This is a genomic window from uncultured Rothia sp. (assembly GCF_937976295.1).
GTDB lineage: Bacteria > Actinomycetota > Actinomycetes > Actinomycetales > Micrococcaceae > Rothia.
This window is the reverse complement of the sequence record NZ_CALJRY010000285.1, coordinates 1-10,941: the sequence shown is the minus strand read 5'-3', so window position 1 is coordinate 10,941 and position 10,941 is coordinate 1. Positions and strand designations below refer to the sequence as shown.

Genomic DNA, 10,941 nt, shown 5'->3' with positions numbered 1-10,941 from the left:
CGACGGTCACAAGCCACTCATAACGGTCCGGCTTATTAGCAACCGGCTGAAGCTCGTTCTCCGCAATCTCAATCTTGTACGGCTGATCCGAACCGTAAATCCAACCCAGGCCCGACTCGTAGAGCTTAATCATGGTCTTAGAGTTCTTCAAAAAGGCCTTTGCCGGGTCCGCCTGCATCAGCGGCTCAACATCGCCGGTCAGAATCAGATAATTCTGGGAGGCAAGCCAATAACCCATCAGAGCGTAGGCACCCTCGGGGCTGTTCTCCTTCATTTTCTCCGGGATGAGGGGCTTCGGCACGTTCTGCGCCGGCGCATTCGCACTCGCCGCAATGTAGGTGCCGTTCCGCTCGTAGTTATTGAACTTAATCGGGCCAACATACGAGCCGGGAGTGTGATCATCAGTGGGCGAGGGCGACGCAGAGGCGCTCGCAGAAGAAGAAGCCGCACCAGAAGCAGCAGAAGGCGAACCGGAGGAACCGCCGGAACCCTGCGACAGCGGGCGAATATCGCTAGCGCAAGCAGTCAGCGCCGCAAGAATACCGGTCGCGCCAACCCCCAGGAGAGTACGTCGAGTGAAGAAAGCAGTCATCGGAAGCCCTTCGTTGGAGCCAATACAGAACAAACAACGACGCCCAGCAACAGAGCAGGCGTAGACGCCCTGTAAAGACCTATCAGTACGTCAATGTATATACATTTAAGGTTACCCGAGAGCCACCAGATAGCCCTGTGACCACCTCGCATGTTCAGAAAATTAAGACCCCACACCCAGCGTTTTACCAGGTGCGGGGTCTTATACCATGAGAAATCACCACGAGAGGAAAACCCTCCGCCAGACGGCAACTAAGCGGCGCTAGACAGCTCCCACTTACCGTCCTTGTACTCCAGACGGAACCTCGCCACCTTCTTCTTCGACTCATCAGCACTCGTCGCCTTCTCCGGCTGATTCCTAAAATGGCGCATCATCTTCGGGTCCATGTAGGAATAGCCTTCCCAAATAAAGCGAGTATTATCGCTACCCGGCACCTCACGCGGAGCGTCCGTTAGCAGCTCAACAATATACGGAGTTTCCGTACCGTACACCCAACCAGCACCCGATGCATACAGCTTAATCGTGCTGGGATATTTCTCCCAGCCGTAGCCATCATGGTAAACAATCTCAATCGGGTGCGGGTCACCCGTCATCATCAAATAGTTCAAGCTCGCCAGCCAGAAACTCAAGAAAGCATACGCACCATCAACGCTGTGCTCCTGCATATTCGCCGGAGGAACAGGCTTCGGCATATTCTCAGCCGGATTCGTAGCACTCGCCGGAACATACTCGCCGGTCTTCTCATAGCTATCGAACTTCATCGCACCCTTATAGGACTTACCCGAAGACGGAAGGCCCGAAGATGCAGAAGCGCCCGCAGAAGCTGAAGGAGACGCGCTCGCAGACGCCGATGCGGAGGCAGTTTCGGAGGCGGTCGCCGCCTCCGACGGAGAAGCCGAGCCGGTACTACCAGCCAGCGGGCGAATATCGCTCGCGCACGCAGTCAACGCAGAAAGCGCACCAGCAACAGCAACACCCAGGGCGGTACGTCGAGTGAAGAAAGTAGTCATCGGAAGTCCTTCGTCGGAACCTTCACCCTCAAAGCCGTCAGCACGGGGCTCACAACCTGCAGGTAAAGACCGCATGCAGTACGTCAATGTATATACGTTAAGCGTACCCGAGGCACCCTCCGCCGACCCCGAGCATCCGCAGGGTTTCCCCCTGAGTGTTCCCTGGGTTTCTGCAGAATTTTGGCAGGGTTCCGACAGATTTCTGGCAGCGCTTCGGCAGAACTTTGGCACAAAGAAACCCCGCCCACGGTGCATTACCGCAGGCGGGGGAGAAGCTCATCCCAAGCTGTTATGTCTTAGCTAGCTAAGACGAGAGTCCTAGACAGAAGAAGAAGAGCTAGAGGAAGAACCGGAAGTCGCCGAAGAAGAGTCCTCATCGCCGGTGAGCATAAACCACTTACCGTCCTTGTACTCCACAGCAGCCTTCATCAGCTGACCGTTCGGGCTCGAGTCCGTCTTAAAGGGCCGGTCAGACTTGCCCACAATGTGAATCTTCGCGTCGGCGCTGTAGTTCATGTAACCCGGCCAGTTGTAACGGGTAGTGCTACCGGAAGCCTTCTGCGGCGAACCAGTAATCAGCTCAAGAGTAACCGGGGTATCCGTACCGTACATCCAGCCCAGATTGTTCTCGTACATGAGCGCAAACTCTTCCAGGCTCTTAGCATACACATCTGCAGGGTCAGCCTTCTTCATCGGCTCAGTATCACCGGTCATCAACGCATAGTTGAAGCTCGCCAGCCAGTAACCAATGAATGCATACAAGCCATCAACGTTTTGCTCGTTCATATTCCCCGGCACGAGAGGCTTGGGCACGTTCTGCGCCTTCTTCTCAGCCGTGGCAGGAATGTACTCGCCGTTCTTCTCGAAGTTATCGAACTTCACAAAGCCCTTATAGGACTTGCCGGAAGAAGCAGAAGCAGACGCCGAGGCGCTCGCGGATGCGCTTTCGGACGCACCCGCGGAAGCAGAAGGGGAGCTGGATGCGCTACCATCAGCCAGCGGGCGAATATCGCTGGCGCACGCCGTCAGCGCAGCCAGCATACCGGCACCGGTTGCACCCAGCGCCACGCGGCGGGACATACCGGCAGAGGTGGGGGAAGGGCTCGTCATGATTAGCCTTTCAAAGTACGTCAACAAAGGAAAACGAGTGAGTTGACATCCCCATCATACCCTAAACACGTGAACGGCTATCAAATGTTGCTACTTATGTTCTTGTGCGAAAAAACTGCAAAAGCTACAAAGCTGCAATGAGTGCATTAGGATGCTGAAGCACTCGCAGATTCCGTGCTCTTATCAGCGTCCTTATCCTGTTGAGTGCTCATAAACCAAGCACCCTCCTTATACTCCACAACAATCCTCATTGCCTGGCCCTGAGAATCTTCCGCCCCGACCAGGGACTTATCGCGGTTATCACCCTCCGTCAGATGCCTCTTCGCATTCTGGTCCACCAGAGAACGAGCACGCCAGAAATAAAGAATACGGTCGCCCTCAATCTGCGTGGGAGTATCCGTCGTCAGGTACACGGACATCGGCTCACTCGTGTCATAAATCCAGCCGCGCCCCGTCTCATAGAGCTTAACCATCGGCTCAAGCTCCTGGGTGTAGTCAGCGCTAGGATTCGTCTTCTTCAACGGCTCAATATCACCCGTCAACGCCAAATAATTAAAGCTAGAAATCCAATAGCCAATCAGCGCATAAATACCGTCAATACTCAGCTCCTGTACCTTCTCCGGCATGATCGGTTTGGGCACGTTCTGTGCCTTCATCTCGGCAGTGGCAGGAACGTACTCGCCGGTCTTCTCAAAGTTATCGAACGTGACCTTACCCTGATACGACTTATTCGCAGACGGCAACGCCGGTGAAGCAGACGGGCTCACCGAAGCGCTCGCCGACTCAGCTTCAGCAATATCAACCGGCGGATGCACCGTACGCGCACACGCAGACAACACGGCGGCAAGACCAACACCGCCCACACCCAACACGGTGCGGCGGCTCAAAGCGACGGGCTTAGAAGAGGAGCTAGTCATCAGCAGTCTTTCGGTGAGGTCAACGGGCGAGGGTAACGGATGAGGGGAGTGAGTCGACACCCCCATCATACCGGGCGCACCTTATAGCAACCGCAAAGCACAGGACAGCAACCGTAAAGCACAAGCGAACAACAAATAGCCGGGCGCATATGAAGACACCCCGCAGCTGTCGCACAACAAAAGACAGCTACGGGGTGAACAACGTAATACGCCTCGACTGAACCGGAAGTACCGACTAGCAGAGCGGCTAACAGAACAACTAACGGAGCAGATGCGCAAAATTACGGCGCGCCTGAGCCACCTTCGGGCTCACCACAAACGCACAATAACCCTGCGCCGGATTCAACGCGTAATAATTCTGGTGATACTCCTCAGCCTCATAGAACACGCCCAGCGGCTTAATCTCCGTAACAATGGGGGAGGAGTACAGCTGCTGAGCACGCGCCACCGCACGCTCAAACGCCTCACGCTGCTGCTCATCCGCGTAGAAAAGCACCGAACGGTACTGCGAACCGGTATCCGCACCCTGACGATCCCAGCTCGTCGGATCGTGGCTCGTGAAGAAAATATCCAACACCGTATCCAGATCAATCACCTGCGGGTCAAAGCTGAGCTTCACCGCCTCCTGATGCCCGGTCGCACCCGAACATACCGAACGATAATCGGGGTCGGCAGTATCGCCGCCCGTGTAGCCACAGACGCTCGCCTCAACCCCGCGGAACTGGCGGTACACCGCATCCAGGCACCAGAAACAGCCGCCGGCAAGAACAACATCAGTCATGATTCCTCCTCGAATATTGAGCCTCGAACTGATATAAAAATCCACACTACCTCAAGAACACCGCGGGGTCGCACAATATTCCTGCGCGGCCGCAGGTTTCGGCATAAACCGTCTGCAATCCCGCCACCTGCCACAATAGAGGTATGACTGAAAAACTAGAAACCCCCACCCTCGCAGAAGTCGTCGACGCCTTCCACACGCTCTTCCCGCCGCAGCTCGCCGCCGGATGGGACGCCTCCGGCCTCGTCGCCGGACGTGGCGCCGCTAAAGTGAGCACCGTCCTCTTCGCAGTAGACGCCCTCACCGCCACCGCCGAAGAAGCCGTAGCCGAAGGCGCGCAGCTGCTCATCACCCACCACCCGCTGCTGCTCCGCGGCGCAAAGTTCATTCCCGACAGCGACTACAAGGGCAACGTTCTGCACACCCTCATCGAAGGCGGATGCGGCCTGCTCGGCGCGCACACCAACGCAGATGCCGCCGTTGAAGGCGTGAACGAAGCACTCTGCGACGCTATCGGCCTGATTGACCGCGAGCCGCTCACCGAAGCGCAAACCCAGGTACTCGACGACCAGGAACACGCGGTAGGCACCGGCCGCCTCGGCACCCTGCCCGAAGAAATCACCCTCAAGGAGCTTGCAGAACGCCTCGCTGCGGCACTGCCCGCAACCGCTGGCGGCCTGCGCATCGCCGGACGCGCCGACCAGCCGATCCGCCGCGTCGCCCTCTGCGGTGGTGCCGGTGACTCTCTCTTCGATGCTGTGCGCGCCACCGACGCGCAGGTGTACATTACCGCCGACCTGCGCCACCACCCCGCCAGCGAATTCCGTGAAACCGCACGAATCGACGGCAGCAACATCGCCCTGATTGACTGCTCCCACGCCGCCAGCGAATCCCTTTGGCTGCAGTCGGCGGCAAACCGCCTGCGTGCCCTGCTCGCCGAGCGCGGCTTCGCCATCGAAACGAAGCTGTCCGCACTCAACACCGACCCGTGGGACTTCACCGTCTCTACCGGCGTGGCAACCGGTCAGGACGCGCACTCGGCAAGTACCGAACCCGCCGCCGCGTGGGAACTCTAGGGCGAGAATTCTAGGGGCGAGAACTCTAGAAGAATCCGCGCAGATTCCCTCAATGCGTAAGAGCCCGGGCACCCCATCCGTTGTGACGAGGTGCCCGGGCTATAACCGGCTCGGTCTACTTAGTTAGCAATGCGATACAGGCCGGTAGTGGTAGGGTGCATAACACGATGCCAGTAATAGAACGTTATCCAGTCCAACTCAATGCGGGTCACAGCATGATTCGGCTCAAACATGCCGGTCTCGGGAGTAATAACATTCTGCTGGGTAGCCCACAGAATCTCGCGGTAGAACGCGGAATCCGGCGTAACATCCGGGAAGGACGAAACACCCGATACTTCCGGTGAACCAGACGCACGGTAAATCATTGCGGCAACGGTTGCATTCGTGAGACCGTCCTCCGCGTGGAACTTTCCGTCAGGTCCGCCGAAGGTAACACCCTTTTCACGAGCCCAAATGTAGGCGGCGTAGTTCGGATTGTCCGTCTTCACATCCGGCCACGGAGAGACTTCAGGAAGGTCCACCTTGGGGCTGCCCTTCATCTCATAAAGGGCGGAAGCCAGCTCACCGCGGGTGGCGGGCTGATTCCGTTCTTCGTCGTTCAGCGATGTCGAAAAGTACATACGTTCCTCTACGGGTACGTAAGCATTCGTGAACCGCTGGACACCCTCAAACTTCAAATCCTGGTGCGCCAAAAGAACGCCGCGGTGCTCCGGGGCAAAACCCACCATCGGGGTGATGAGAGTCTTATCTGTCTTGCTGGGGTAACCGTAGTCGCTCCACGCCTCAATGACGTACTGTTTGGACGGATCCAGCGTGTTCGCTGGAATCTTGAGATTGACGAAAGCGAAGCCTCCCTCCAGGCTCGTCTCGTATTCATCATCGCCTTGGACGTAATGCTTCATCTCGCTCATGACCAGGACGGGGGAACCCGTGCCCTTCTCGCGAATGACGTACATCATGCCCTCAGCGCCGGGGATGTCAGTCCCTACGAAGCCCTGACCCTGAATCAGCAGTTCCTGATCCTTCGTGGGGTCCTTCAAAGCGTCGTATTTCAACTTAGGTGCGAAGGTATCGAAGTGATAATCATTGGTGCTCAGACCGTGATGCGTCACAACGTTCTTGCGAGCCCAGATATCCTGAACGGTCGACTGCGGCTGGCCCTCGGGCTCGGCAAGGATGCCAACCTCGTAACGCACCTTGTCCAGAGTCATATCCGGAAAATACTCCGTGAGGGTATAGTAACTCGGCAAAGTATTAGCCTTAACCTTCAGCGGGGCGACAAAGGTGCCGTCATCGTCAATGGTGAAGTCCTTGCCCTCTTCAAACCGCAAGAGGGTATCGGTCACCTGATGGGCGTTGTAGGGGACGTTCTCCTCGGGTGCGATGTAGATGACTACCTTGCCGTGCTGCTTGCGCCACTCCTTGGTGAAGCCGGTGCCCAGAACCGTAATTTTACTGTCCTCACCGGTGTACAGGCCGTCGCCCTCTTGCTTGAAGACGTCACGGCCGTCCTGGTAGTAGTAATCCTCATAGACAACGGTGAAAGACGGCTCATCCGCGACATCCTGAGTTGCAGAGGCGGGGGTATTGGCAGTTGGTGCGTTAGTGACAGGCACGTTTGCGGTGGGCACTGCGTCCTGGGCGAGCACCGGGGTCAGCGGCAGAATCATCACGCCCGCCAGTGCGAGCGCGCTACAGTTCCGAGCCGCGCGGAGGAATGAAGACTTAGAGTTCGGAAGTGAGGACATAACATATCCTTAAAGTTGCTTCTCGCAGGGCTCTGTGGGCTCAACGGCGGATAGGGAATTCGCCGTTGAATCTGCACGCACCCTATGAGAAAAGTGGTTGAAAATCCCCCTCGGTTTTGGGGATATCCTCACCCTATCAAAGCGTTGAACGATTGTCAGGAAACACTCAAGGAATACTTTAAGGTTTCGAGAAATCTCACACAGCGGTAGCTGTTAAAAGCTGAACCCCGCGCTCCCAAACAGAAAACCATTTGGGAGCACGGGGAATCAGAGAGCTATTTGATGCGCCACGCCGCACGCGCCCTCAAAGTAAAACCCGAGGGGGACGTGGGCGGTCTAAACGACCTTACTTAGCGCGAGCCTGGAACGCCTCAATCAGAGTCTCCAGCTCACCATGAGTCACCATGTGCTGAGCATCAAAAGCGCCGCTAGCGTTCAGCACCACCTTGTTCTGCTGAGCCCACAGAATCTCACGGTAGAACGCCGAACCGGGGGCCACATCGCTGTACGGGGAGTCGCCCTTAACCGCGGGCGAACCAGCCGCACGGTAAGTAAACGCCGCAACGGTAGCATTCGAAATGCCGGCATCAGCGTGGAATTTACCGTCCGACCAGCCGAAGGTAATACCCTTCTGACGAGCCCACACGTAAGCGGGGAAGTTCGGGTCGGTGGTCTTCACATCCGGCCAGGGGGAGGTCTCGGGCAGCTTCACCTCGGGGGTTCCCGCCTGAATGTACAGAGCAGCTGTAAGCTCACCGCGAGTTGCGGGAGTCTTCAGCTTCTCATCGGAAGGAGCAGGCTTCTGGTCATCGTCCTTCTTGGGATCCTGAGCGTTGGGCAGGTTTGCGTCCCTGTAACCATTCGTGCCGTTCAGATCCAGGTCCTGCCATGCGAGCAGGGTACCGCGGCCCTCAGTGGACTTGCCCACGACCGGCGCAATCAGCTCGCCGTTCTCGCCGTAACCGTCATTAGCCCAAACCTCAATCACGTACTTCTTCGAAGCATCCAGAGTGTTCGCCGGAAGATTCACGTTACCGTACAGGTTGCCGTCACGGTACGCCGAAGACTCGGTGGGGTGGTCAAACTCGATAATGTCGCTGGTTGCCAGAACCGGCGCCCTCAGAGTATTCTCGCGCACAACAATCTGCACACCCTTCGGGGAGTTAATCTCACCATTGAAACCCCAGCCAGAGAAATCCAGAACCTGATCGTTACCGGTATCCTTCAAAGCGTTGTAGCGCCAGTGAGGGGCGAACGCGTCAGCCTCAGCCTTCTGGGCGACAGCAGCCGCAGCTGCAGGAGCATCCGCAGCAGCATTCTGCGCAAGCGCCGGAGCCATCGGCAGGACCATCGCGCCAGCCAACGCCAACGCACCGCAACCCCGTGCTGCACGGAAGAAGGACGAAGCCTTGAAATTCGGAAGAGCGGACATAATCATTCCTTATCGGTCATGCCCATTGCGCCGATGCAGTTTCTAAAAGGGAGTGAGGAATCTTCGTCGAATCTGCGCCAACCCAATGAGAAAGTGGTCGAGTATCCCCGTCAGTTTCGGGGGACACTCTCACCCTAACAAAGGGTTGAACAGATGTCAGGAAACACTCAAGAGAGACTTGAGGGTTCTGAGGGTTTTCACAGGTTGGCCAGCCACTAAAAATTGAACCCAGCAAGCTAAACCCCAAAAACAGAAGCCCGCACTCCCAAACGGGAGTACGGGGCCGCCAAACACGCTCACACAAAGCGCTAAAACGAAGTGCGAAAACTAGGAAATGTAAAAACTACGAAGTGCGGAAATACAGGTACATCATCATCGCAACACGACCACGAGACGTCTGTGCCGTCGGCTCAAAAGCATTACCCTCAGACACCGTCGACACACCATGGCGAGACGCCCACACAATCTGACGGTAGAACGGAGTCGCAGACGACACATCGCTAAACGGCGAAGAACCCGACATCTGAATCTTCTGCGCACCGTCAGCACGGTACAGAAGAGCCACAGCAGAAGCATTCGACAGGCGCGCCTCCGCATGGAACTTACCATCAACCCAACCAGAAGTAATACGCTCCTGACGCGCCCACAGATACGCATCATAGTTCGGGTCAGACTCATCAACATCCTCATACGGCGAATGCTCCGGACGGGTCACCGCCGGCGAACCCGCCAGCTTATAGAACATGGTGATCAACTCGCCACGAGTCACCGGATCCTCAGCACCAAAAGTGTCCTCAGAAACCGGCTCCATCGTCTGGGTACGAACAGCCCAACGGATACCCGCATAGTACGCAGAATCCTCGGGGACATCAGCAAAAATAGTGTTCGCATCCGGCGCCGTTACGGACGGACGCAGAATCTTCGGGCCCTGAGTCGAAGAACTCGACACCAGAGGAGACGTAGAGGTGGCCGAAGCGGTCGCCGGCGCCGCGGTATTCGCCGACGAAAGACGCGCCTCCGACGAATCATAAAAAGAGAAAAGAGGGGAGAACGGCAGATACAAAACACCCGCCAACGCCACAGCGCCAACAGCCAGCTCAATACGGCGGCGCTTACGCTTCTTCGAGTCAGCCTGAGAAGAAGCCTCGGGGGTGCCCTCCGGTGCCAGCAGAGGTGCAGAAAGAGGTGCAGAAGAATTATGGGCAGTATCAGTCGACTGCTTAGAATCCTGGGACATAAATCCTCAATGTGGTTGATGTATCGGTGTGTGATGGGCTCCCTCGCACAACAGACGCCCAACCGGAAACGGGCGCACACCAAGGGGGCACAACAGTCCTAAGCATAAACCACAGCTTGAAAAATATTAATTTACACTCTGTGAAACAATCTTGAAAAAGGGGAGCGGAACACCCCGAAAATCCCCCAATAGCGGGCACCGCATGAGGTGCGCCCCACATGCGGTACAGCCCACATTAGCGTGTTAACCGGCGAAAATACCCCGAAAAACCGCGGAACAGTACCCCGCAGGAGGCACAAAAAGCCGGACCAGCGGGATAAAACCAACGTTTCATCGCCGCCAGCCCGGCACAATCTCTAGAACCTAGAGACTAACCCTAGCGAACATTAAGAGCTCTAACGGACTTTGTAGTTCATCAAGAAACCAGCCAGCTCACCACGGCTCACCAGCGCAGACGGGTGGTACTCAGAGCCAGGGAACACCTGCAGCTTCTGCTGCTTAGCCCACGCAATCTCACGGTAGAACGCGGAACCAACCTTCACATCGGTGTACGGCGCCTCAGTCACAGCAACTGGCTTCTTGCCGTCAAAACGGTACAGGAACGCCGCAACAGTAGCATTAGACACAGACGCATCCGCGTGGAACTTACCATCAGACCAGCCGAAAGTAATGCCCTTCTGACGAGCCCAAATGTACGCAGCGTAGTTCGGGTCGTCAGTCTTCACATCCGCGTACGGGCTAGTAGCCGGCAAATCAACCTTCGGGGAACCAGCCATACGGTACAGCGCAACAGTCAGCTCGCCGCGGGTCGCATCATCATTAACGCCGAACCAATCCTTCTCACGAGAATCAAGCAGCTTCTGATCAGCAGCCCACAGAACAGCCTTGTGGTTTGCGTGAGCAGCCGGAACATCAGCAAAACGCTCACGAGCCTTCTGGTTAGCAGACTCACCGGTCAGCGTCAGATAATCAGCCGCGATGCGCTCGCTACCACCATCGGCGTAGTTCACGGTCACGAAAATAAGATCGGAAGAGCGT

General features: G+C 56.6%; 10 protein-coding genes. 1 reads left to right on the top strand and 9 read right to left on the bottom strand.

Going from position 1 to position 10,941, the window contains the following annotated elements; all coding sequences use genetic code 11:
* The 5 genes from Q0216_RS07590 to msrA all read right to left on the bottom strand — a co-directional run.
* A partial coding sequence (locus Q0216_RS07590; RefSeq protein WP_298594238.1) for a DUF6318 family protein occupies positions 1 to 592 on the bottom strand: 592 nt, incomplete at its 3' end.
* 251 nt (positions 593 to 843) lie between these two features.
* The gene (locus Q0216_RS07585; protein ID WP_298594236.1) at positions 844 to 1,602 is read right to left on the bottom strand and encodes a DUF6318 family protein; all 759 of its coding nucleotides are present in this window, start codon (positions 1,600 to 1,602) and stop codon (positions 844 to 846) included.
* 318 nt (positions 1,603 to 1,920) lie between these two features.
* Positions 1,921 to 2,712 carry a DUF6318 family protein gene (locus Q0216_RS07580; RefSeq protein WP_298594234.1) on the bottom strand — a complete coding sequence of 264 codons (792 nt, stop codon included), beginning with the start codon at positions 2,710 to 2,712 and terminating at the stop codon, positions 1,921 to 1,923.
* Between the two features lie 146 nt (positions 2,713 to 2,858).
* Positions 2,859 to 3,629, bottom strand: coding sequence for a DUF6318 family protein (locus Q0216_RS07575; protein WP_298594232.1), 771 nt, complete (start codon positions 3,627 to 3,629; stop codon positions 2,859 to 2,861).
* 259 nt (positions 3,630 to 3,888) lie between these two features.
* Positions 3,889 to 4,410: a peptide-methionine (S)-S-oxide reductase MsrA gene (gene msrA / locus Q0216_RS07570; RefSeq protein ID WP_298594230.1), complete on the bottom strand. Its 522-nt coding sequence runs from the start codon at positions 4,408 to 4,410 to the stop codon at positions 3,889 to 3,891.
* 143 nt (positions 4,411 to 4,553) lie between these two features.
* Between msrA and Q0216_RS07565 the strand changes: the two genes are divergently transcribed.
* A complete protein-coding gene (locus Q0216_RS07565; RefSeq protein WP_298594227.1) occupies positions 4,554 to 5,486 on the top strand; it encodes a Nif3-like dinuclear metal center hexameric protein in 933 nt (310 codons plus the stop codon).
* 119 nt (positions 5,487 to 5,605) lie between these two features.
* Here Q0216_RS07565 and Q0216_RS07560 read toward each other — a convergent pair whose 3' ends face one another.
* The 4 genes from Q0216_RS07560 to Q0216_RS07545 form a co-directional block, all read right to left on the bottom strand.
* The gene (locus Q0216_RS07560; RefSeq protein WP_298594225.1) at positions 5,606 to 7,234 is read right to left on the bottom strand and encodes an S-layer homology domain-containing protein; all 1,629 of its coding nucleotides are present in this window, start codon (positions 7,232 to 7,234) and stop codon (positions 5,606 to 5,608) included.
* Between the two features lie 346 nt (positions 7,235 to 7,580).
* The gene (locus Q0216_RS07555) at positions 7,581 to 8,666 is read right to left on the bottom strand and encodes a hypothetical protein (RefSeq protein ID WP_298594223.1); all 1,086 of its coding nucleotides are present in this window, start codon (positions 8,664 to 8,666) and stop codon (positions 7,581 to 7,583) included.
* Between the two features lie 343 nt (positions 8,667 to 9,009).
* Positions 9,010 to 9,903 carry an S-layer homology domain-containing protein gene (locus Q0216_RS07550; RefSeq protein WP_298594221.1) on the bottom strand — a complete coding sequence of 298 codons (894 nt, stop codon included), beginning with the start codon at positions 9,901 to 9,903 and terminating at the stop codon, positions 9,010 to 9,012.
* Between the two features lie 395 nt (positions 9,904 to 10,298).
* On the bottom strand, positions 10,299 to 10,941 hold a 643-nt coding region (locus tag Q0216_RS07545; protein WP_298594219.1), incomplete at its 5' end, for an S-layer homology domain-containing protein.

Bases quoted from the DNA above. Each gene is read 5' to 3' on its own strand.
- Q0216_RS07585 (WP_298594236.1), bottom strand. From the start codon at position 1,602: ATGACTACTTTCTTCACTCGACGTACCGCCCTGGGTGTTGCTGTTGCT.
- Q0216_RS07580 (WP_298594234.1), bottom strand. From the start codon at position 2,712: ATGACGAGCCCTTCCCCCACCTCTGCCGGTATGTCCCGCCGCGTGGCG.
- Q0216_RS07575 (WP_298594232.1), bottom strand. From the start codon at position 3,629: ATGACTAGCTCCTCTTCTAAGCCCGTCGCTTTGAGCCGCCGCACCGTG.
- msrA (WP_298594230.1), bottom strand. From the start codon at position 4,410: ATGACTGATGTTGTTCTTGCCGGCGGCTGTTTCTGGTGCCTGGATGCG.
- Q0216_RS07565 (WP_298594227.1), top strand. From the start codon at position 4,554: ATGACTGAAAAACTAGAAACCCCCACCCTCGCAGAAGTCGTCGACGCC.
- Q0216_RS07560 (WP_298594225.1), bottom strand. From the start codon at position 7,234: ATGTCCTCACTTCCGAACTCTAAGTCTTCATTCCTCCGCGCGGCTCGG.
- Q0216_RS07555 (WP_298594223.1), bottom strand. From the start codon at position 8,666: ATGTCCGCTCTTCCGAATTTCAAGGCTTCGTCCTTCTTCCGTGCAGCA.
- Q0216_RS07550 (WP_298594221.1), bottom strand. From the start codon at position 9,903: ATGTCCCAGGATTCTAAGCAGTCGACTGATACTGCCCATAATTCTTCT.